At 62.9% G+C, this 21829-nt stretch carries 19 protein-coding genes; 16 read left to right on the forward strand and 3 right to left on the reverse strand.

The window, feature by feature from the left end; genetic code table 11:
* The first annotated feature begins 11 nt into the window (after positions 1-11).
* The 14 genes from GTP23_RS12975 (at position 12) to GTP23_RS13040 (ending at position 17125) form a co-directional block, all read left to right on the forward strand.
* Positions 12-419 (forward strand): DUF2069 domain-containing protein, encoded by a 408-nt coding sequence (locus GTP23_RS12975; RefSeq protein ID WP_161035500.1) that lies wholly within the window; start codon positions 12-14, stop codon positions 417-419.
* A complete protein-coding gene (locus GTP23_RS12980; RefSeq protein WP_161035501.1) occupies positions 416-1822 on the forward strand; it encodes an FAD-binding oxidoreductase in 1407 nt (468 codons plus the stop codon). Before GTP23_RS12975 ends, GTP23_RS12980 begins: the two co-directional genes overlap by 4 nt.
* A complete protein-coding gene (locus tag GTP23_RS12985) occupies positions 1819-2283 on the forward strand; it encodes a DUF4124 domain-containing protein (RefSeq protein WP_161035502.1) in 465 nt (154 codons plus the stop codon). The genes GTP23_RS12980 and GTP23_RS12985 overlap by 4 nt, the downstream gene beginning before the upstream one ends.
* Positions 2283-4892, forward strand: coding sequence for an FtsX-like permease family protein (locus GTP23_RS12990; protein ID WP_371866910.1), 2610 nt, complete (start codon positions 2283-2285; stop codon positions 4890-4892). The genes GTP23_RS12985 and GTP23_RS12990 overlap by 1 nt, the downstream gene beginning before the upstream one ends.
* Complete coding sequence (locus GTP23_RS12995; RefSeq protein ID WP_161035503.1) at positions 4892-6013, forward strand: lipocalin-like domain-containing protein; 1122 nt, start codon at positions 4892-4894, stop codon at positions 6011-6013. The genes GTP23_RS12990 and GTP23_RS12995 overlap by 1 nt, the downstream gene beginning before the upstream one ends.
* A 142-nt stretch (positions 6014-6155) precedes the next feature.
* Positions 6156-7994, forward strand: coding sequence for an ABC transporter transmembrane domain-containing protein (locus tag GTP23_RS13000; protein WP_161035504.1), 1839 nt, complete (start codon positions 6156-6158; stop codon positions 7992-7994).
* Between the two features lie 34 nt (positions 7995-8028).
* Positions 8029-9132 carry a threonine aldolase family protein gene (locus GTP23_RS13005; protein ID WP_161035505.1) on the forward strand — a complete coding sequence of 368 codons (1104 nt, stop codon included), beginning with the start codon at positions 8029-8031 and terminating at the stop codon, positions 9130-9132.
* Between the two features lie 59 nt (positions 9133-9191).
* Positions 9192-10709, forward strand: a complete 1518-nt coding sequence (locus GTP23_RS13010) for a DEAD/DEAH box helicase (protein ID WP_161035506.1) — start codon at positions 9192-9194, stop codon at positions 10707-10709.
* A gap of 78 nt (positions 10710-10787) precedes the next feature.
* Entirely contained in the window at positions 10788-11759 is a 972-nt protein-coding gene (locus tag GTP23_RS13015) for a thymidylate synthase (protein ID WP_161035507.1), read from the forward strand.
* Positions 11756-12475, forward strand: a complete 720-nt coding sequence (locus GTP23_RS13020; RefSeq protein WP_161035508.1) for an alpha/beta fold hydrolase — start codon at positions 11756-11758, stop codon at positions 12473-12475. Before GTP23_RS13015 ends, GTP23_RS13020 begins: the two co-directional genes overlap by 4 nt.
* Positions 12476-12516: 41 nt before the next feature.
* A complete protein-coding gene (locus GTP23_RS13025) occupies positions 12517-13020 on the forward strand; it encodes a dihydrofolate reductase (RefSeq protein WP_161035509.1) in 504 nt (167 codons plus the stop codon).
* 17 nt (positions 13021-13037) lie between these two features.
* Positions 13038-13658 (forward strand): DUF4337 domain-containing protein, encoded by a 621-nt coding sequence (locus GTP23_RS13030; protein ID WP_161035510.1) that lies wholly within the window; start codon positions 13038-13040, stop codon positions 13656-13658.
* A 213-nt stretch (positions 13659-13871) separates the two neighbouring features.
* Positions 13872-16124 (forward strand): arginine/lysine/ornithine decarboxylase, encoded by a 2253-nt coding sequence (locus GTP23_RS13035; protein WP_155434016.1) that lies wholly within the window; start codon positions 13872-13874, stop codon positions 16122-16124.
* 179 nt (positions 16125-16303) lie between these two features.
* Complete coding sequence (locus tag GTP23_RS13040; RefSeq protein ID WP_161035511.1) at positions 16304-17125, forward strand: hypothetical protein; 822 nt, start codon at positions 16304-16306, stop codon at positions 17123-17125.
* Between the two features lie 61 nt (positions 17126-17186).
* On the opposite strand, the gene GTP23_RS13045 is transcribed toward GTP23_RS13040, so the two are convergent.
* Genes GTP23_RS13045 through GTP23_RS13055 form a run of 3 tightly spaced genes read right to left on the reverse strand, consistent with a single transcriptional unit; the run spans position 17187 to position 19439 of the window.
* On the reverse strand, positions 17187-18062 hold the full coding sequence (locus GTP23_RS13045; protein WP_161035512.1) for an intradiol ring-cleavage dioxygenase: 876 nt from the start codon (positions 18060-18062) through the stop codon (positions 17187-17189).
* Between the two features lie 11 nt (positions 18063-18073).
* Positions 18074-18790, reverse strand: a complete 717-nt coding sequence (locus GTP23_RS13050; RefSeq protein ID WP_161035513.1) for a hypothetical protein — start codon at positions 18788-18790, stop codon at positions 18074-18076.
* A 28-nt stretch (positions 18791-18818) separates the two neighbouring features.
* A complete protein-coding gene (locus tag GTP23_RS13055) occupies positions 18819-19439 on the reverse strand; it encodes a Spy/CpxP family protein refolding chaperone (RefSeq protein ID WP_161035514.1) in 621 nt (206 codons plus the stop codon).
* A 195-nt stretch (positions 19440-19634) separates the two neighbouring features.
* Between GTP23_RS13055 and GTP23_RS13060 the strand changes: the two genes are divergently transcribed.
* Positions 19635-20327: a response regulator transcription factor gene (locus tag GTP23_RS13060; RefSeq protein WP_155434011.1), complete on the forward strand. Its 693-nt coding sequence runs from the start codon at positions 19635-19637 to the stop codon at positions 20325-20327.
* 4 nt (positions 20328-20331) lie between these two features.
* Complete coding sequence (locus tag GTP23_RS13065; RefSeq protein ID WP_161035515.1) at positions 20332-21828, forward strand: sensor histidine kinase; 1497 nt, start codon at positions 20332-20334, stop codon at positions 21826-21828.
* The last annotated feature ends 1 nt before the right edge of the window (position 21829 follow it).

Consider the following 21829-nt stretch of genomic DNA (forward strand, 5'->3'; position numbering starts at 1 on the left):
GGAAGCCGATCATGGAAAGCCGACTGCAGAAATTCTTCCATCTGGGTGCCATCGGCAGCCTGATCACGCTGATCATCTGGTGTCTGGCGTGGGAGTTAGCACTGGCGCCCCTCAAACCGGGCGGCTCCTGGCTGGCCCTGAAGGCGGCACCGCTGCTGCTGCCACTGGTCGGCGTATGGAAGCGTGACGTGTACACGTTGCAGTGGACTTCGATGATGATCCTGCTGTATTTCACCGAGGGCGTGGTGCGCGGCTGGAGCGATCGCGGCCTGCTCTCCGCATGGCTGGGCTGGGGCGAAGCCATCATCGTGGTGATCTACTTCGTCTGCGCCATCATGTATGTGCGCCCTTACAAAAAGGCGGCCAAGAAGATGGCCAGGGAACTGCTGGACAAGGTCAAGGAAAACACCGTTCCATGAGCGCTTTTCTGCAGCAGTGCCGTCACCTGCTAGGTTCGGACCATGTGCTGGAAACGGCGCAGGATATGGCGCCCTACCTGAACGACTGGCGTGGCCGGCATACGGGCAGTGCACTGGCAGTGCTGCGACCGGCCAGCGTGGAACAGGTAGCAGCACTGGTGCGGGCCTGCGCAGAACATGCGGTACCCATCGTGCCACAGGGTGGCAACACGGGGCTGGTACTGGGCAGCGTGCCCGATAGTTCGGGACGGGCTGTGGTGCTGTCGCTGGGGCGGCTCAAGCGCATCCGCAAGATCGATGTCGCCAACCGCACCATGACCGTGGATGCGGGCTGCATACTGGCAGAGATACAGCAGGCCGCTGCGGCCGAAGGCTGTTTGTTTCCCCTTTCGCTAGCGTCGGAAGGCAGTTGCACCATAGGCGGCAACCTGTCCAGCAATGCAGGCGGCACGGCCGTTCTACGCTATGGCAACACACGCGAACTGTGTCTGGGGCTGGAAGTGGTGACGCCACAGGGCGACATCTGGGATGGCCTGCGCGGTCTGCGCAAAGATAACACGGGCTACGATCTGCGCGATCTCTACATCGGCGCGGAAGGCACGCTGGGCATCATCACGGGCGCCGTACTCAAGCTATATCCGCAGCCGCAGGCCAGCATCACGGCGCTGGCGGCCATGGACTCGCCCGAACAGGCACTCAAGCTGCTCAAGCTGATGCAGGACTATTGCGGCGCCAGCCTGACCGGCTTCGAGCTGATGTCGCGCATCTGCCTGGCGCTGGTCGCGCAGCAGTTCCCTGCCTTGCCGCAACCGTTCGCCGCTGGCCATGGCCAGTATGTGCTGCTGGAACTGTCCAGCAACGAATCGGAACAGCATGCAGTGGCCCTGCTGGAACGGGCCATCGGCGCCGCACTCGATGGTGCCATCATCAGCGATGCCGTGGTGGCTACTTCCGTGGCACAGTCGCAGTCGCTGTGGCAGCTGCGCGAACACATACCGCTGGCGCAAGCCAAGGCTGGCAAGAACATCAAGCACGATATTTCCCTGCCCGTTTCGCGCATCCCGGAATTTATCGCTACTACGGCGCCCCTGCTGGAGCAGGCTTTCCCCGCCTGCCAGCTGGTCTGCTTCGGCCATCTGGGTGACGGTAATCTGCACTTCAATGTGGCGCCGCCCGAAGGCGTGGGCCATGACGCGTTTCTGGCCAATCAGGCTGCCGTCAACCGTCTGGTGCACGATAGCGTGCAGCGTTTCGGTGGCTCCATCTCGGCCGAACATGGCATAGGCGCACTCAAAAGAGACGATCTGGCCCACTACAAATCGCCGGTGGAACTGGCCCTGATGCGCTCCATCAAAGCAGCCCTGGACCCACAGGGCATTATGAATCCCGGAAAAATTCTGTGAACGGGATCATCATGTATCTGCCCCATCTAGTGGCTTTGCTAGGCTGCCTGTCGGCCTGTGCGGCCTACGCTCAAACGGAATCACCAGCCGTGCACCGCTGCGCACAGGATGGCAAAATCAGCTACACCGACCAGCCCTGCCCGCAAGGGGCGCAAACTACCACGCTGGCCGTTCCGCCAGCACCGCCTGCGGACCCGGCCAGCGCCGCAGATCTGGCACGGCAGGCAGCACTGGCCGAACAGCTACGCCAGCAGCGTGAAAAGCGCGCAGCACGGGAAGAGCGCGAAGACCAGCGCGCCAGCCATGCCGCCCGCCAGTACAGGGAAAAGTGCGCGCGCCTGCAAAGAGCCCAGCGCTGGGCAGCGGAGTATGCCAGCCATGCCCCGGTAGCGCAGCGCGAGGCGGCCCAGCTCAAGGCTAAGCGTGCCGCGCAGGCGCTGGCACAGGAGTGTTCCCGTTAATGTCTGCGCACGCCACGCCACATACGACCAGAGCGGAGGCGGACAGCGGCATGCGCTGGCGCCTGTCGTTTGCCCTGCTGCTGGGCGAGTGGCGCGCCCACCCGCTGCGCGCACTGGTGGCCGTAGCGGCCATCGCGGTCGGCATCGCGCTCGGCTTCGCCATTCACCTGATGAATGCGGCGGCCTTTAACGAGTTCTCGTCCGCCATCAAAGGCCTGTCCGGCGTCGCCGACATACAGGTGCGGGCTACCGAACCCCTGTTCGACGAAGCCATTTATCCGCACATCGCCCAGCACGAGGGTGTGGCGATCGCTTCACCGATACTGGAAATCGAAGCCTCCGTTCCCGGCCACCACAGCGCGCTGAAAATCATCGCCAACGATGCGCTGCGGGCCGGCTTTCTCACGCCCGACCTGATCGGCATAGCGGCCGATGGCGGCATGACAGAAGCGCTGGCCGACGATGCGATTTTTCTATCTCCGGCCGCCGAAATGTGGCTGAAGTCGACCGTGGGCCAGCCACTGACTCTGCAACTCGGCGTGGACCAGCTCTCCCTGCGGGTCGCGGGCAGCCTGCCACAAGCACGGGCCGGCCAGCGCATCGGCGTGATGGATATCGGTGCAGCGCAGTGGCGCTTCAACCGGCTGGGCAAGCTATCGCGCATAGACCTGAAGCTACGCTCGGGTGTCGATAGCGCTGCCTTCAAGGCGCAACTACAGCAGGAACTGGAACACAGCCAGCCGGGCCGCTTCCGCGTCAGCCAGCCTAACGACGCCGACCAGAACAGCCGCAACGAAGGCATGAGCCGCGCCTATCGGGTCAACCTGACGGTGCTGGCACTGGTGGCCCTGTTCACTGGCGCGTTTCTGGTGTTTTCCACCCAGGCGCTGGCCGTCATCCGGCGGCGCAGCCAGTTTGCCCTGCTGCGCGTACTGGGTATGGAGCGGCGCCATCTGATCGCCCAGATACTGCTGGAAGGGTTAAGCCTCGGTGTAATCGGTGCTGCCTGCGGCGTGGCCGGCGGCTACGGTCTGGCTGCCGCTGCCCTGCATTTCATGGGCGGCGACCTCGGGGCCGGACTCTTCTCGGGCGTACAGCCTCAGATACACTTTGCCCCGCTGGCCGCCACCATCTACTTCGCGCTCGGTGTCGCCGTTGCGATCCTGGGCTGTGCGGCCCCTGCTTTCGATGCGGCCCGCGCCAAGCCTGCCGTTGCCCTCAAGGCGGGAACGGAAGAAGCGGCTCTGGCCCAGCTATCGCGGCCTTGGCCGGCACTAGCCTGCATCGCGCTGGCGGCCGCTCTGTCGCAGGCGCCGCCCGTGTTCGAGCTGCCACTGTTCGGCTACTTGTCGATTGCCCTGCTACTGATAGGCACCATCGCCCTGATGCCCCGATTGGCCGCCCTGACTTTCCGCTACGCCCATCAGCGCTGGGAACGCTCCATAGCCGGCCGCGCAGGCGCACCGGCCATCCTCACGCTGACGCTGGCAAGACTGGCCAACGCATCCAGCCAGGCCGGTATCGCACTGGGCGGCGTGCTATCGAGCTTCAGTCTGATGGTCGCCATGGCCATCATGGTAGCCAGCTTCCGTGTATCGCTCGATGACTGGCTACGCCATGTACTGCCGGCAGACCTGTACATCAGCAGCACCAGCGCCGGCAATACGGCCGGCTTGCGGCCGCCGGAACAGGCGGCCCTGACGGCCCTGCCCGGCGTGGAAACCGTGGACTTCCTGCGTGTGACCGCCGTCTCGCTAGATCCGGCCCGCCCAGCCGTGGCGCTGATGGCGCGCCATGTGGATGCGGCACAGCCGGAGCGCTCGCTGGCCATCATCGGCAGCACCGTCGTTCCGGCTGCGGATGCACCGCCGCCCGTGTGGATCTCCGAAGCCATGGTGGACTTGTATGGCATGCAGCTGGGCCAGCGCATCGAACTGCCGCTGAATGGCCAGCGCCACCCCTTCACTGTGGGCGGCATCTGGCGCGACTATGCCCACCCTACCGGCACGATCCAGATGCGTTTATCCGACTACCGCAAGCTGACCGGCGATCAGGACGCCAGCAATGCCGCCATCTGGCTGCACGCGGGCGCCAGAACTGCCGACACGGAAGCGGCGCTGAAGCGCCTGCCGTTTGCGGCCGCCCTCGACGTCAGCCTGCCTTCGGACATCCGCGCCATGAGCATGACCGTCTTCGATCGCAGCTTTGCCATCACCTATCTGCTGGAAGCCATTGCCATCGTCATCGGCCTGTTCGGCGTGGCAGCCACCTTCTCCGCCCAGACGCTGGCACGCGCGCGTGAATTCGGCATGCTGCGCCATGTGGGCCTGACCCGGCGCCAGATACTGGCCATACTCGCCATCGAAGGCGGATCGCTGACGGCGCTGGGCATACTGACCGGTTTCGTGCTGGGCTGGTTCATCAGCCTGATACTGGTGTTCGTCGTCAATCCGCAATCGTTCCACTGGACCATGCAGCTGCACCTGCCATGGCCGCTGATAGCCAGCGTCGCCGGCCTGCTGCTGACTGCCGCCGCGCTGACTGCCCTGTTCGCAGGCCGGCAAGCCCTGTCCGGCGGGCCGATACGCGCCGTAAGAGAGGACTGGTGATGGCCAGCTTGCTTAACCTACTGGCGGCCCGACTGACACGCACGCTCGCATACTGCGCGCTGCTGATCGGTGCCAGCCTCTGCACCACGGCGACGGCAGCCGCACCGGAATTCCTGCCCGTGCTGCCCCTCACCGCAGGCAGGGCCCTGAGCTTCCCCGCCGATACCGGCGCTCACCCCGACTACAAGACGGAATGGTGGTACGCCACCGGCTGGCTCAAGACGCCAGATGGCAAGCCGCTAGGCTTTCAGGTGACTTTCTTCCGCAGCGCCACCAGCCACGATCGCGCCAACCCTAGCCAGTTCGCGCCCAAACAGATCATCATCGGCCATGCCGCGATTGCCGATCCCGCGCGCGGCCAGCTCCTGCACGACCAGCGCAACGGCCGCGAAGGTTTCGGGCTGTCCTACGTCAAAGCGGGCAATACGGATATCAAACTGGATGACTGGAGCATGCAGCGCCAGTCCGACGGCAGTTACCGCGTGCTGCTCAACGCCGCCAGCTTCCAGCTCGATCTGACGCTGGCGCCCACCCAGCCACGCCTGCTGCAGGGCGAGGCGGGCTACTCGCGCAAGGGCAAGGAGCCGCTGGCGGCCAGCTACTACTACAGCGAGCCGCAATTGCGCACCACCGGCTACCTCACCCGCGCCGGCCAGCGCGTGGCCGTCAGCGGCGCCAGCTGGCTAGACCACGAGTGGTCCAGTCAGGTGCTCAGTGCCGATGCAGCGGGCTGGGACTGGATAGGCGCCAATCTGGCCGATGGCGGGGCCCTGATGGCTTTCCAGATTCGCAACAAGGCCGGTGCTAAACTATGGTCGCACGCGACATGGCGCGACGCATCCGGTAAGATCACACAGTTTTTGCCTGAGCAGGTCAGTTTTGCGCCCCTGCGGCACTGGCGTTCGCCCCGGACGGGAGCGAGCTATCCGGTCGCGACGCGCCTCACCACCGGCAGCAGCGTGTGGCAGATTACGCCACTGATGGACGATCAGGAACTGGATTCGCGCCGCTCGACGGGCGCAGTCTACTGGGAGGGTGCCGTGACGCTGGAACGCGACGGCAAACCGGCCGGACATGCCTATCTGGAGATGACGGGCTATACACAGGCGATAAAATTCTGACAAGATCAGGAATAGACCGGTGTCACAAATAAGCGACACTGGCCGAGCAATTACTGGCAACAAATGCAGGCAACACCAAATCGTAACAATATCGAGACCGTAGCAACGTCTACACCGTAACACTATCAAGAACTAGCAAACGATGACCACTAGCACCACCGCAGCCAGCACCGCCCCCGCCGCCGCACCCTCCACCGCCCGCGAAGCCAGGAAAGGCAGCCTCGCCACCCTGCGTGGTCTGGCCCCGTTTCTGGCCCCCTACAAGCGCCAGTTCGCCATGGCCGGGGTCGCGCTGGTCGTTGCCGCCGGTTCCACGCTGGCCATACCCGCCGCCTTCAAGCAGATGATCGATCTGGGTTTCGGCGGCGCCGGTGCCAAGAGCATCCAGCACGTCGATCTGGTGTTCCTCGCGCTGTTCGGCCTTGCCACCCTGCTGGCGCTGGCCACGGCAGCGCGTTTCTACACGGTTTCGTGGCTGGGCGAACGCGTCACGGCCGATATCCGCAGCGCCGTCTACCAGCATGTGGTGACGCAAAGTCCCGAATTCTTCGAAACCACCCAGACTGGCGAAGTCCTGTCGCGTATCACCACCGACACCACGCTGATACAGGCCGTGGTAGGCACCAGCATCTCGATGGCGCTGCGTAATGTGCTGCTGTTCATCGGCGGTCTGATCATGCTGTTCGTCACCAGCGTCAAACTGTCGGCCATCATCATCGGCCTGCTGGTACTGACCGTGCTGCCTATCGTGATCTTTGGCCGGCGCGTGCGCAAACTGTCGCGCGATTCGCAGGACCGCATCGCCGACGCTTCCGCCATGGCCGGTGAAATCCTGAATGCCATGCCCACCGTGCAAGCCTTCACCCACGAAAAAATCGAATCGGGCCGCTTCGGCGCATCGGTAGAAAGCGCGTTCGGTACAGCCATGCGCCGCATCCGCGCACGTGCTTTCCTGACCATGCTGGCCATCGTGCTGGTATTCGGCACCATCGTGTTCGTGCTGTGGCTGGGCGCACACGCCGTGCTGGCCGGTAGCATGACGGGCGGTGATCTGGGCCAGTTCATTCTGTACGCTTCCATCGTGGCCGGTGCCATCGGCGCGCTGTCCGAAGTGATGGGCGAAGCCCAGCGTGCCGCCGGCGCTACCGAGCGCCTGCTGGAACTGATATCCGTGAAGTCCAAGATCGAATCGCCGGCCCAGCCGCTGGCACTGCCGCCGCGTGCCGCTTCCGGCGCTGCCCTGAGCCTGCAGGATGTCGGCTTCAGCTATCCCTCGCGCCCCGATACGGCGGCGCTGCAGCATCTGACGCTCGATATCAAGCCGGGGGAAACGGTAGCTGTAGTCGGCCCTTCCGGCGCCGGCAAGACCACCCTGTTCCAGCTGTTCCTGCGTTTCTACGATCCGCAGTCGGGCAGCATCAAGCTCGATGGCGTCGACATCACCCGTCTCGATCTGCACACACTGCGCGGCGCCATCGGTATCGTGCCGCAGGATACGGTGATCTTCTCGGCCGACGCGATGGAAAATATCCGTTACGGCCGTGCCGATGCCACTGATGAAGAAGTAATCGCCGTGGCCAAGCTGGCCGCAGCGCACGAATTCATCGAACGTCTGCCACAGGGCTACCAGTCCTTCCTCGGCGAGCGCGGTGTGCGCCTGTCCGGTGGCCAGCGTCAGCGCATCGCCATCGCCCGGGCTCTGCTCAAGAACCCGCCGTTGCTGCTGCTGGACGAAGCCACCAGCGCGCTGGACGCCGAATCCGAACGTCTGGTGCAATCAGCGCTGGAAGCGGCCATGGTAGGCCGGACCACCGTCATCATCGCGCACCGTCTGGCCACGGTGCAGCGGGCCGACCGCATCATCGTGATGGAAGACGGCCGCATCGTCGAAACGGGCACCCACAAATCGCTGGTAGAACTGGGCGGCATCTACGCCAATCTGGCAGCGCTGCAGTTCCACCACGTACACGCTGGCCACTGACCGGCCGGCAGCCACCAGACCAAAGGGGATAGCCGTGACCGATGCCGAACTGCGTGCCAGCTGCACCACTCACCTGCCCGGTCACCGCCAGCCTACGCCGGCACAACTGTTTGCCGCCATGGCCGAGTGGAGCGCCGCCAACGGCGTGGCCCATGATGTGTATGGCAGCGGCACGCTGATACAGGAACTGGAACAGAAACTGGCGACCCTGCTGGGTTTCGAAGCAGCCCTGTTCTGCATTACCGGCACCATGACGCAGGCCACTGCACTGCGCATCGCCTGCGAGGAACGGGGCAGCCCGCTGGTGGCCCTGCATCCCACCTCCCACATCCTGCGCCATGAGCGTAGCAACCATAGCCTGTTTGACCACTTCAAGGCGCTACAGGTAGGTGACCCGCACCGTCCGTGGAGCGTGGGCGAACTGCAGGCCATACCGGACCGGCTGGGCGCCGCCACACTGGAATTGCCGATGCGCGAAATCGGCGGCCAGTGCCAGAGCTGGGAAGAGCTGCAAGCCATCAAGGACCACTGCCACGCACACAATATCCACCTGCATCTGGATGGTGCGCGCCTGTGGGAATGTGCGAGTGCCTATGGCCGCAGCGCTGCAGAAATCGCGCAGGGCTTCGATTCCGTGTATGTATCGCTGTACAAGGGCATAGGCGGCATGGGTGGCGCAGTCCTGCTGGGCAAGGCCGGCTTCGTCGCCAAGGCGCAGGAATGGTTCCGCCGTCAGGGTGGCAACGTCTATCAGCGCACGCCTTATGTGGTTGCTGCTGCCATGCAGTTCGATCGGCGGCTGGCTGCCATGCCGGACTATTACGCCCGCACCGTATGGCTGTACGAGACCTTGCGCGACTTCCCGCTGCTGGTGCCGAATCCCGCCTGGCCGCAGGCCAGCATGCTGCATCTGCACCTGCCCGTCAGCCGCGAGCAGGCTACCGAGATCCGCAACCGCATCGCCAGCGAGCATGGCATCTGGCTGTTCAATGCGGCCAACCATGCACCGCTACCTGAGCACAGCTACGTCGAACTGTATATCGGCGATAATCTGCTGGCACTGCCGGACCAGCGCGTGCGCGATATCCTCGCGTTATGGTCCGCCGAGCTGACGCTGGCCACCGCCCGCGCAGAATAATCGGCCGCTCCGGCGCAGTGCTGTTACACTGCCCGCCTTTCTGATTGAACGACACCACCATGACCTTCCAAGCCCTAGGCCTGATCGAACCCTTGCAGCGCACACTGGAATCACTGGGCTACCGCCAGCCCACGCCCGTGCAGAAACAGGCCATACCGGCCGTGCTGGCTGGGCGCGACCTGATGGCAGCAGCGCAGACCGGCACCGGCAAGACGGCCGCCTTCGCCCTGCCCCAGTTGCAGAAACTGCTGCTGGAAGGCGTGACGGCGCCCAAAGCCGTGCGCACGCTGGTACTGGTGCCTACGCGCGAACTGGCCGAACAGGTGTACCAGAGCTTCCGCAGCTATGGCGGCAATCTGCCGCTCAAGTGCGCCGTGGCCTATGGTGGCGTGCCCATCGAAGGCCAGATCAGCAAGCTGCGCAAGGGGCTGGACGTGCTGGTGGCCACACCGGGCCGTTTGCTGGACCTGCACGATCAGGCAGCCATCAGCTTCGAGCTGCTGACCACACTGGTGCTGGATGAAGCCGACCGCATGCTCGATCTGGGTTTCGAACGTGATCTCGACATCCTGCTGGCCGCCATGCCCAAGCAGCGCCAGACGCTGCTGTTCTCGGCCACTTTCTCCGACGCGATCCGCCAGCTGGCCAGCGGCATGCTGCGCGACCCGGTGACGATACAGGTCAGCGCCAGTAACACCACCACCAAGACGGTGCGCCAGTGGCTGATCCCGACGGACAAGCGCAGCAAGCCGGAACTGCTGCTGCACCTGCTGAAGAAACACCGCTGGGGACAGGTGCTGATCTTCGTGAAGACGCGCAAAGGCGTGGAAGCGCTGATCAAAACCCTGCAGGAGCATGGCTACACGGCCGATGCCATCCATGGCGACAAGACCCAGCCCATGCGCCTGCGCGCACTCGACCGCTTCAAGCAGCGCGAAGTCCAGCTGCTGGTAGCCACCGATGTGGCGGCACGCGGCCTCGATATCGAAGCGCTGCCGCAGGTGGTGAATTTTGATCTGCCCACCGTGGCGGAAGACTACGTGCACCGTATCGGCCGTACTGGCCGCGCGGGCATGGAAGGCGAAGCCGTTTCGCTGGTCTGTGCCGATGAAGTGGAGCTGCTCAAAGATATCGAGGGCCTGATCGGTCAGGTGCTGCATCGAGTTGAGGAAGCCGGTTTCGAAGCCGACCACCGCGTGCCGGAAACGGGGTCTAAAGGCGCGGCCCTCGCCGCAGCCAAAAAGGCCGCTGCCGAAGCGCCACGCAAGAAACGACCGTTCACGGGGCCACCGGGCGGACGCGCAGCGGCCAAGCAGGCGCAAGCTGGCGCCACCGCGGCGGCTAAACCCGGCAGCGCCGGTAAAGCCGGCGCCGGTGTGGGCGCGAAAGGCGTAGCTGGCGCGAAGACCGGCGCAGCTGCCGTTGCCAAATCCGCTGCTAGATCCACCGCAGGCCGTGCCGCCAGTGCCGGCACCATCATCGTCACGGGTGGCCGCGGCGCCAAGTCGCTGGCGCGTTCTGCCGGCAAGGCACAGGCGCAAGGCAATCCGCGCCGCGCCAAAGGTGGCGCTCGCTGACCAGCAGCGCGCTACCAGCGCTGCTAAAATAGCAGGTTTTCCGGCTCGGGCAAGCCGCGTGTTTTTTTGGAGCATTGTATGCAGCAATATCAGGAACTGATCCAGACCGTGATCGACACGGGGAGCTGGCAAGACAACCGCACCGGCATCCGTACCCTGAGCGTACCGGGCGCCATGATGCGCTTCGACCTGCAGCAGGGCTTCCCCGCCGTGACCACCAAAAAGCTGGCCTTCAAGTCCGTAGTGGGCGAACTGTGCGCCTTCATGCGCGCTTCGCGCAGTGCGGCGGATTTCCGCGCGCTGGGCTGCAAAGTATGGGATCAGAATGCCAATGAAAACCGGCAGTGGCTGGCCAATCCCTACCGTCTGGGCGAGGACGATCTCGGCCCCGTCTACGGCGTGCAGTGGCGCCAGTGGCCCGGCTTCAAGCTGATAGCTCTGGACCAGCCAGCGCAGATCGCCGACGCCCAGAACAAGGGCTTCCGCCTGATTTCCCAGTTCGATGATGGCGGCGTGACCAAAGTGCTGCTGCATAAATCCATCGACCAGTTGCGCGAATGCCTGGACACCATCGTCAACAATCCGTCCAGCCGCCGCATCCTGTTCCACGGCTGGAATCCGGCCGTGCTGGACTCTGTTGCGCTGCCGGCCTGCCACCTGCTGTACCAGTTCATCCCGAATCCCACCACGCGCGAACTGAATATGTGTTTGTACGTGCGCAGCAATGACCTCGGCCTAGGCACGCCCTTCAATCTGGCCGAAGGCGCAGCGCTGATGCATCTGGTCGGCCGTCTGACGGGCTACACGCCGCGCTGGTTCAGCTACTTCATTGGCGACGCCCACATTTACGAAAACCACATGGAAATGGTGACGGAACAGCTCACCCGTACGCCTTACCCTGCGCCGCAACTGCGCATCAGCGACCGCGTGCCCGACTTCGCCGTCACCGGCAAGTACCAGCCCGAGTGGCTGGAACTGGTGGAACCCGGCGACTTCACACTGGAAGGCTACCAGCACCACGCGCCGATCACGGCGCCGATGGCGGTATGACGCGACTGGACTTCATTCCCGGCACGCTATGCGATGCCAGAATGTGGTCCCGCGTACTGCCACAACTGGATGGGCAGTACGACTGTCACCATATACCGCTATACGAGGCCAGCACACGCCAGCAGATGCATGCGCTGATCGCCCGGCACAGCGCAGCGTGCGCCCATCTGGTCGGCTTTTCACTAGGCGCCTATCTGGCCATGGAGTATGCGCTACAGAATCCGGAGCGCGTACAGTCGCTGGTACTGATCGCCAATTCCGCGCGCGGCCTGAGTGCCGGTGAAATCCAGACCCGCCAGCGCATCATCCCCATGCTGGAGCGTACGCCCTACATGGGCATCAGCCGCATCCGCCTGCGCGAGATTCTGCATCCCGATCATCTCGATGATGCCGATACGGTGGCCATCATCCAGCAGATGGCGCTCGATCTGGGCAAGGATGTGCTGCTGGCCCAGTTCACCGCTTCGATGGAACGGCCCGACCTGATGGAGCGGCTGGCCGAAATCCGCTGCCCTGTGCTGCTGATAGGCGCCATGCAGGATCAGCTGGTCAACCCTGCCGATCTGATCGAAATGCAGAGAAATCTCCCTGCCGCGCAGCTGTCGCTGCATGAAGGTTCGGGCCACATGCTGCCGCTGGAACTGGCACACGCCGTCAGCCACGATCTGCATCAATTTCACATGGGACTGGCCGCAACAACCATGTCCGCAGCCTGAAATTTCGACGATAATATCGCCTCACCTTTGCACTGCACACCATGAGCAAATTAACCATCATCGTCGCCACCGACGCCCAGCGCGGCATCGGCATCAACAACACCCTGCCGTGGAAGCTGCCGGAAGATCTGGCGCACTTCAAGCGCACCACCAGCGGCCACCCCATCATCATGGGCCGCAAGACCTTCGATTCCATCGGCCGCCCTCTGCCCAACCGCCGCAACATCGTCATCACGCGCAATAGCGCGTGGCGGCATGAAGGCGTGGAGGTGGTGACTTCGGTGGAACAGGCTATCGCCCTGCTGGACGGTGCGGAAGGCTTTGTGATCGGCGGTGCAGAAATCTATCGCCAGACCCTGCCACTAGCCAGCCGCTTGATTATCACGGAAATCGCCGCCACCTTCGATTGCGACGCTTTCTTCCCCGAACCGGACGCCAATGTGTGGCAAGAGACGGAACGGGAAAATCACGTTTCCGAAAACACGAAACTGTCATACGCTTTTGTTACACTGCGCCGCAAGGCAGACATTACCAACTCAAATTAATCTAAAGGCAACACGATATGTCCGGTCACGGTTTTCACGTTCACGGCCCGCACGACCACGCGGTAGAACACGCTGCCCACGGCAGCGATGACTTTTCTAACAACATTGCCGTCATGACGGCGATACTGGCCACGGTGGGCGCGCTGTTCGGCTACCTCGGCGGCGCCACCCAGAACGATGCAGCCCTGTTCAAGAACAATGCGGCCATCGACAAGACCCAGGCGGCCAATAGCTGGAACTACTATCAGGCCAAGTCGAGCAAGCAGAATCTGGCCGAACTGGCCATGACCCTGCCCGGCGTCGACCCGAAAAAATACGAAGCCGAAGTAGCGCGCTACAAGCACGAGAAGGAAGACATCAAGAAGGAAGCGGAAAAGTGGGAAGAGTCGTCGAAAGAGTGGAACCACAAGTCGGATGAATCCATGCACCAGCACCACCAGTGGGCGCTGGCCACGACGGCCGAGCAGATCGCCATTTCGCTGGCTGCGATCACCCTGCTGACCCGCAAGAAGTGGATGATGGGTCTGGCCTACGGCGTGGCGGGCGTGGGCATTGCGCTGGGCGCCTTCGCATGGCTGCATGTGGACCCGATCGGCCAGCTGCTGGCCAAGCTCGGTGGCGCTGCTGCAGGCCACTAAGTCTGATCAGAACGCTGGACGGTGGCTGCTGGCCACCGGTTTTAGAGCAGTCCCGCTATTTTTTGCGGATTTACGTGATGTTTTTTCCCGCAGCGGCCCCATTTCTGCGAGAATCCCGTTCTTCTTTTTTTGCGCGACCGCCCACCCGCTGTCGCACCCTAGTCCGCCCCTCAACTTTTGCGTCAGGGGCGGCTTGCTTTTTTGGAGACATGTATGAAATTTCGTTTCCCCATCGTCATCATTGACGAGGATTTCCGTTCCGAGAACACGTCCGGCCTAGGCATACGCGCCCTCGCCGATGCGATGGAAAAAGAAGGCATGGAAGTGGTGGGCGTTACCAGCTATGGCGATCTGTCCCAGTTCGCCCAGCAGCAGTCGCGCGCCTCGGCCTTCGTGCTGTCCATCGACGATGAAGAATTCGGGTCCGGCTCGGCCGAAGAGACCGATCACGCACTGAAATCGCTGCGCGCCTTCGTCGAAGAGATCCGCTACAAGAACGCCGACATCCCTATCTACCTGTACGGTGAAACCCGCACCTCGCGCCACATCCCTAACGATATCCTGCGCGAACTGCATGGCTTTATCCACATGTTCGAAGATACGCCGGAATTCGTCGCGCGCCACATCATCCGTGAAGCCAAGTCCTATCTGGACGGTCTGGCACCACCGTTCTTCAGCGCGCTGGTGGACTACGCCAACGACGGTTCCTACTCGTGGCACTGCCCCGGCCACTCGGGCGGCGTGGCGTTCCTGAAATCGCCTATCGGCCAGATGTTCCATCAGTTCTTTGGCGAGAACATGCTGCGCGCCGACGTCTGCAACGCCGTGGAAGAACTGGGCCAGCTGCTCGACCACACGGGTCCGGTCGCCAAGTCCGAACGCAATGCGGCGCGCATCTTCAACGCCGACCACTGCTATTTCGTCACCAACGGTACCTCCACCTCGAACAAGATGGTATGGCACTCGACGGTAGCGCCGGGCGACATCGTCGTGGTAGACCGTAACTGCCACAAATCCATCCTGCACTCGATCATTATGTGCGGCGCGATTCCTGTGTTCCTGATGCCTACCCGTAACCATCTGGGCATCATCGGTCCTATCCCGCTGGAAGAGTTCTCGATGGAGAGCATCCAGCGCAAGATCGAAGCCAATCCGTTCGCCCGCGAAGCGCTGAACAAGAAGCCGCGCATCCTGACCATCACCCAGTCCACCTACGACGGCGTGCTGTACAACGTGGAAACCCTGCGCGAACTGCTGGACGGCAAGATCGACACCCTGCACTTCGACGAAGCCTGGCTGCCGCACGCCACCTTCCACGATTTCTACAAAGACATGCACGCCATCGGCAAAGACCGTCCGCGCGCCAAGGAATCGATGATCTTCTCGACCCAGTCCACCCACAAACTGCTGGCCGGCCTGTCGCAGGCTTCGCAGGTGCTGGTGCGCGAGTCGGAATCCGTCAAACTCGATCGTGACGCCTTCAACGAAGCCTATCTGATGCACACCTCCACCTCGCCGCAATATTCGATTATTGCTTCGTGCGACGTGGCAGCGGCCATGATGGAAGCGCCGGGCGGCACTTCGCTGGTGGAAGAATCCATCCTCGAAGCGCTGGACTTCCGCCGCGCCATGAAGAAGATCGATCAGGAATGGGGCAAGGACTGGTGGTTCAAGGTCTGGGGTCCGGACGAATTCTCGGAAGACGGCATCGGCTCGCGCGAAGACTGGATCATCCGCGCCGAGGACGACTGGCACGGTTTCGGCAAGCTGGCACCGGGCTTCAATATGCTGGACCCGATCAAGGCCACCATCGTCAATCCTGGCCTGTCGCTGGACGGCCAGTTCGACGAAACGGGCATCCCTGCGTCCATCGTCACCAAGTATCTGGCCGAGCACGGCGTGATCATCGAGAAGTGCGGCCTGTACTCGTTCTTCATCATGTTCACCATCGGTATTACCAAAGGCCGCTGGAACACCCTGCTGACCGCTCTGCAGCAGTTCAAGGACGATTACGACAAGAACCAGCCGATGTGGCGCATCCTGCCGGAATTCGCGGCGGCCAATCCGACCTACGAAAAAATGGGCCTGCGCGACCTGTGCCAGCAGATCCACGATTTCTACAAGGCCTACGATGTGGCCCGTCTGACCACCGAGATGTATCTGTCGGACATGATTCCGGCCATGAAGCCTTCGGAAGCCTTCGCCAAGATGGCGCACCGCGAAATCGAACGCGTGGCCATCGACGAACTGGAAGGCCGTATCACGTCCATCCTGCTGACGCCTTACCCGCCGGGCATTCCGCTGCTGATTCCAGGCGAGCGTTTCAACAAGACCATCGTCGACTACCTGCGCTTTGCACGTGACTTCAACGAGCGCTTCCCCGGCTTCGAGACGGACGTGCACGGTCTGGTCAAGCGCGAAGTGGACGGCAAACGCGGCTACTTCGTCGACTGCGTCAAACAGTAGTCACACGTCTAGGCCATGCCGCCCCGCGCAAGCCGGGCGGCATGCTTATTTTTGCGGGCCGAAAACTGGCCGTTACAGTTTGAAATAATTTCACCCCCAACCTTTACATCCCCCCGAATAGACAGCCGAGCGCCCCTCCTCTAGCCTAGTGTTTTGTCCACCACAAGAGGAGTTACGCCATGAGCACACCCGAAGGTTTCAAATTCGTCATCACCAATGGCGCAGTCACCGGCATGTCACGCGTTGACGGCACGCACACTGCCACCATGCGCCTGCCGACCGACGCCACCTTTACCATCGCCAGCGGCAGCATCACCGAAACCCGCACCGCCACCAAAGCCACCGAAACCATACAGTTCGTGCAGGATGCCAGCGACAGCAGCCTGTACCATGTGGCGTCCGATCTGACTGTCTTCAACACTACGGCCAGCAACAATGGTGGCGCCTACACCTTCACCATCGCCAACGGTGCTGTGACGGGGGTACAGCACGTGCATGGCAGCAGCACGCACGCCGAACCTATGGCACCAACCAGCAAATATGCGCTGACTGCTGACGGCAAGATCGTCGAAACCAGCGTGCATGACAACGTGGTCGAGACCATTACTTATGTGGCCGGCAGCACGGCTGGCCAGTATGTGATTGCATCGGATGCGAAAACGTTTGTGCAGGCCGGCAGCGCCACCACCCTGCTCGATGTGGAAGGCTGCGACCGCGCCAAATTCACCATCGATGCCAGCGGCGCGGTAACGCAGGTGCAGCAGGTGCGCTTCGATGGCAGCACCAGCACGCTGACGGTAGGCAGCAACACCACCTACAAGCAGCTGGAAGCAGGCTATGTGCTGGAAGTGCAGACGCGCGGTAGCCACACCAGCTACGAGCTCTACCACGATGGCAATGGCGATGGCGTCTACACGGAAGTGGCCCATGGCAGCGGCAGCACGGTTGATCTGGTCGGCCTCAAGGCACAGCTGAACGCCACCATCGACGGCTTGCTGTAAGGTCGCAGCGTTCCCAACGGGGCAGGCCGCCGGCATCCGCCGGCCGCCTGCCCCGCTCTATTTACCCCGCCACTGCCAGCGTCAGCGTCGCCACATAGCCATCGGTGGGATTGCCCGTCACCGTGGCCATCTGCAGGGAATAGCCATCGCTGAAGATGTTGTCGGTCGCGTAGCTGATCTGGGCCAGATTGCGCACGCTGGTGCTGTAGCCCGTCGTTGCATAGACCTCGTTCAGGGTCGCCATCGGGAAGGTGAATTGCGACGTCTTCAGACGATTGGCCGCACTGGTGCTCTTGGCTAGCGAGGGATAGACCTCGAAATGTACGTGCGGCATGCGGCCCGAATAACAACCGGGGAAGATAGTCTGGAAAGTCAGGCTGCCATTGCTATCGGCCGCCTGTACGCCGCGCAGATAGTTCTGCGAGGTCACACCGCTCGAATACAGCGAATAGTTGCCGTCGCGATCGCAGTGCCACAGATAGACGGCGCAGTCGGCCAGCGCGGCGCAACTGCCGTTGGCATTGACCACCTGTAGCCTGATCGTCAGCGGTACGCCTGCTGCCGTCCCCGTCATGCCATTGAAGCTGCTGCGGATGTCGCTACGCACGACACCCAGCTGGGTCAGTACATTTACCACGCCGCTGCTATTGCTGTTGGTGCCATCGCCGGGATAAGGGCCACCCGTCTCTTCCGGTATCACGCTGCAGGCGCCGTTGGTCGGCGTGGTGCTGGTGCCCGGCGTGGTCGTGCTGGTGCCGGTGGGTGAAATAGCGCTGGTGGTCGTCGTACTACTGCCACCACCGCAGCCCGTCAGCGGTAGCGCGGTGGCGCCGGCCAGCAGCCAGCGCAAGGTCTGGCGCCGGTCGCTGCCTAGCTGCAGCATGGTGCCTAGGTCTTCGGCCAGACTATGGCCATGGGCATTGTCGTTATGCTTCATGGGCATCCTGTTCAAACCGTTGTATTGACGAGATTACCGCTGCTGCCGCGGTTCTCCACTTTGCTCGCCAGCGCCTGCAGGAAGGCGGTCAGCTTGCTGCTGGTATCCGAGCTGCTGGTGCTGCTGGTGCTGTCGGTACCGTCGCTGCTATCGCTGCTGACGCTGGTGGTGCTGGCGCTGACGCCCAGCTTGTCGAGCAGATTGGCGAAGCTGCTTTCGAGCTCGCTCACCGCATCGCTGCTGTCACTGCGCGCGCTGCTGTCGCTCGAGCCGGAGCTTAGTTTGGTAAGCAGGCTTTGCAGGTCCGATTCCATGCGGCCGGGACCACCAGCGCCGGGACCACCGCCCTGGCCTTCGCCACCATAGGGCGGTGCTTCGCCACTACCGCTGCTGCCGCTGCTCTGCGCATGCAGCGCCCCCATCAGACTTTGCAGGAAGCTGCCCAGTGCATCGGACACGCTGTCGCTACTGCTGCTGGTGGTGCTATCACTGCTGGTACTGCTGGTACTGCTGGTGCCGCTAGTGCTACTGCTGCTACCGGAAAAACTCGAATCGTCGATGCCGATAGACTTCAGGGCATCGGCAATAGCGGAAGCAAAGCCGCCCCCTTCTGGCGGCTTCGGCGGCGGTGCGCCACGGCTGGCTTCGGTGCTGCTGCTGGCACTGCTGCCTACACGGCTGAGGAAACTTAACTGGCTGGTGCTGCTACTCAGGGCACTGATGGACATGGTTCACTCCTAATGTTGGGACAGCGATTCAAGGACGCGATTGAGGTGGCATTGCGCGTTCGGCCAGCTTCTTACGCTGTTCTGCGCTGAGGACCGCCAGCAATTTCTGTTCGGTACGCACCTGCTGCAAGGCGAGATTGCTCATGGCCGTCGCGGCCTCCCTGGCCAGTGCCACTGCTTTGGCATCGTCGTACTGCTCGGCACGGCCCAGCGCACGCAGCGCTTCGCTGGCCTTGGCAGCAAGCTTGCCCTGCTCGCGCAGATAGGGTGCTTGCGCATGCAGAATCGCGAACACCTTGTCCTGCTGTGCTTCCGTCAAATCTATGCCATGCAGGAAGGGGGGGCGGTGGCCCGGGCCCATTTCGCCCATAGGCGGATGGCCATGTTCAGGCCCCATGCCGCCTTGCGGTCCCGGACCTTCGGCATGGCAGTCACCGCCATGCGGCGCCCCGCCCTGACGCGCTTCGCCGCCTTCGGCACGGGCCGGTGCCGGCTTCGCACCGGGGCCACCTTGCAGCATAGGCGGATGGCCGGGTGCGCCATCCACGTCCAGTTCCGTGGCGCTGGCCAGACCATGGCCGGGCAGTAGCGGCAAGGCCAGCAGTCCCGCCAGCAGGAGTTGAGTTGCGCTGGCATTCTTCATTTTCATCGTTGCAATCCTCGTCTGGTAGTAAGAATTGCCATTGTCGGCGCGCTGTTTGTTAAGCAACGTTAGCCATAGGTAAATCGGTGTAAAGCCAATCAATTGATTTGTGGAAACACTTTGTAAAAGCGGGTAAAAGCCCGCCGCTACGCCCACGCGTACTGCTATCATCGGTCTATTCACACATCATGTTGGGTTGCAATGAAGAGCAAGGTTCTGCTGATCGACGACGACGTCGAACTGGTAAGCATGTTTCAGGAATATCTGGAACAGGAAGGCTTCGAAGTGAAAACGGTGCACGATGGCGAAGCGGGAACGGCCGAGGCAGGCACCGGCAGCTATGCCATTGCCGTGCTCGACGTGATGATGCCGCGTATGAACGGGCTGGAGACGCTGCGCCGCATCCGCACCCACAGCCAGTTGCCCATCCTGATGCTGACGGCGCGCGGCGACGATACCGACCGCATCGTGGGGCTGGAGCTGGGCGCCGACGATTATGTGACCAAGCCCTGCACCCCGCGCGAGCTGACAGCACGCATACGCGCGATACTGCGCCGCGCCCAGAGCGCCCCGCTCGACAACGGCATGCCGGCCACCCTGACCGTAGGCCAGCTGACCATGTGGCCGGAACAGCGCCGCGCTGCCTGGGCTGGCAACAAGCTGGAACTGACCAGCACCGAATTCAATCTGCTGGAAGTGCTGGCACGCAATGCCGGCAAGCCGGTCAGCAAGAACACCTTATCGGAACAGGGACTGGGCCGCCCGCTGGCCCGCTTCGACCGCAATATCGACGTGCATCTGAGCAGCCTGCGCCACAAACTGGGCACCATCGCCGATGGCCGTTCCTGTCTGCAGACGGTGTACCGGCTCGGCTATCAGCTGATCAAGGAATAAGCCTGTGGGCCGCCTGTTCTGGAAATTCTTTGTCTGCATCTTGCTGGCCCAGCTGACAGCCACCATAGGCATCGGCGGCGCAGTCTGGCTGCGCAGCCGTGCCCAATCGGAAAACCAGCTGCGCAGTGTCGACACCAGCCCGCCAGCCGAAATGGCCATCAATGCAGCCGCCAGCACGCTGGAATTCGGCGGTAGTGCCGCCCTGCACCGCATGCTGGAAGCGGGCGGGCGTTATCAGGTGTATGCCATCGATGAACAGAACCACGAGCTGCTGGGACGCGAATTCAACGCTGCCACCGTCAGCGAAGCCCGTGCCATGCTCAAGCGGGATGAGCGCCAGCGCGGCCTGCGCCAGCAGCGCGGTGTCGATGGCAAACTCTACCTGCTGTATCTGCCGGCCCATGGCTTCAATCTGGACCGCCCTCTCCTCAAAAGCCTGACCGAGCCCAAACTGCTCGAGCTGCCGGGCCAGCGCCACGGGCCGGATCCGCGCAGCATGGGTGGTGCACCACGCGAAATGGACGCAGCAGGTGCCGCGCAGCCTGACCATTCGCGCCCGCCGCCACCACGCGAAGGCTTCGACGGCCGGGGCGGCATGCACCGCGGGCCCATGACACCATGGATACCGCTAGCCGCTGCCACACTGGCCAGCCTGCTGTTCTCGGTCATCCTTGCGTGGTATTTCTCGCGCCCTATCCGCGCGCTGCGTCAGGCCTTCGATGCGGCCGCCGAGGGCGATCTGGCACCGCGTTTCGGCCGCGGCACGGGTAGCGCCGAACTCAACGATCTGGGGCGCGACTTCGACCGCATGACGGAGCGTTTGCGCACCCTGATCGATGGCCAGACCCGTCTGCTGCATGATGTGTCGCATGAGCTGCGCTCGCCGCTGGCGCGGCTGCAGGCCGCCATCGGACTGGCCCACCAGCAGCCGGAAAAGATGGCCGCGTCGATGCAGCGCATCGAACTGGAAAGCGTACGCATGGATAAACTGGTGGGCGAGCTGCTGACCCTGTCGCGGCTAGAAGCCGGCGCCATCCGCACCAGTCAGGAAGAAGTCGGCATGGCCGAACTGCTGGAACAGATTACCGACGATGCGGCGTTCGAGGCGCGCAGCCTGCAGCGCGAAGTGCAGCTGCAGGGCGAGACCGACGTGGTGGTGACGGGCCAGGCCGAACTGCTGGCGCGCGCGATCGAAAACGTGGTGCGCAATGCCATCAAGCACAGCCCCGAACATGGTCTGGTCGAGCTGCAGGCCGAAACCACGCAGGGCGGACGCTGGCTGACCTTGCGCGTACTGGACCGCGGCCCCGGGGTGGCAGAACAGGACCTCGATACCATCTTCCAGCCCTTCTTCCGCTCCAGTAACGCTGGGGTGGAAGGTCATGGGCTGGGGCTGGCGATTGCCCGCCATGTGGTGGAAGCCCATGGCGGCAAAATAAAAGCCACCAACCGCGAAGGGGGTGGCTTATGTGTGGAACTGCGTTTGCCGCTCAAGCGCTGAG

Source organism: Duganella fentianensis (genome assembly GCF_009857835.1).
Classification (GTDB): Bacteria; Pseudomonadota; Gammaproteobacteria; order Burkholderiales; family Burkholderiaceae_D; genus Rugamonas; species Rugamonas fentianensis.

Excerpts from the sequence above, each read along its gene's own strand:
- GTP23_RS12990 (WP_371866910.1), top strand. The coding sequence starts at position 2,283 with ATGTCTGCGCACGCCACGCCACATACGACCAGAGCGGAGGCGGACAGC.
- GTP23_RS13055 (WP_161035514.1), bottom strand. The coding sequence starts at position 19,439 with ATGAAAATGAAGAATGCCAGCGCAACTCAACTCCTGCTGGCGGGACTG.
- GTP23_RS13000 (WP_161035504.1), top strand. The coding sequence starts at position 6,156 with ATGACCACTAGCACCACCGCAGCCAGCACCGCCCCCGCCGCCGCACCC.
- GTP23_RS12975 (WP_161035500.1), top strand. The coding sequence starts at position 12 with ATGGAAAGCCGACTGCAGAAATTCTTCCATCTGGGTGCCATCGGCAGC.
- GTP23_RS12980 (WP_161035501.1), top strand. The coding sequence starts at position 416 with ATGAGCGCTTTTCTGCAGCAGTGCCGTCACCTGCTAGGTTCGGACCAT.
- GTP23_RS13015 (WP_161035507.1), top strand. The coding sequence starts at position 10,788 with ATGCAGCAATATCAGGAACTGATCCAGACCGTGATCGACACGGGGAGC.
- GTP23_RS12995 (WP_161035503.1), top strand. The coding sequence starts at position 4,892 with ATGGCCAGCTTGCTTAACCTACTGGCGGCCCGACTGACACGCACGCTC.
- GTP23_RS13010 (WP_161035506.1), top strand. The coding sequence starts at position 9,192 with ATGACCTTCCAAGCCCTAGGCCTGATCGAACCCTTGCAGCGCACACTG.
- GTP23_RS13040 (WP_161035511.1), top strand. The coding sequence starts at position 16,304 with ATGAGCACACCCGAAGGTTTCAAATTCGTCATCACCAATGGCGCAGTC.
- GTP23_RS13025 (WP_161035509.1), top strand. The coding sequence starts at position 12,517 with ATGAGCAAATTAACCATCATCGTCGCCACCGACGCCCAGCGCGGCATC.
- GTP23_RS13020 (WP_161035508.1), top strand. The coding sequence starts at position 11,756 with ATGACGCGACTGGACTTCATTCCCGGCACGCTATGCGATGCCAGAATG.
- GTP23_RS13035 (WP_155434016.1), top strand. The coding sequence starts at position 13,872 with ATGAAATTTCGTTTCCCCATCGTCATCATTGACGAGGATTTCCGTTCC.
- GTP23_RS13050 (WP_161035513.1), bottom strand. The coding sequence starts at position 18,790 with ATGTCCATCAGTGCCCTGAGTAGCAGCACCAGCCAGTTAAGTTTCCTC.
- GTP23_RS13060 (WP_155434011.1), top strand. The coding sequence starts at position 19,635 with ATGAAGAGCAAGGTTCTGCTGATCGACGACGACGTCGAACTGGTAAGC.
- GTP23_RS13030 (WP_161035510.1), top strand. The coding sequence starts at position 13,038 with ATGTCCGGTCACGGTTTTCACGTTCACGGCCCGCACGACCACGCGGTA.
- GTP23_RS13045 (WP_161035512.1), bottom strand. The coding sequence starts at position 18,062 with ATGAAGCATAACGACAATGCCCATGGCCATAGTCTGGCCGAAGACCTA.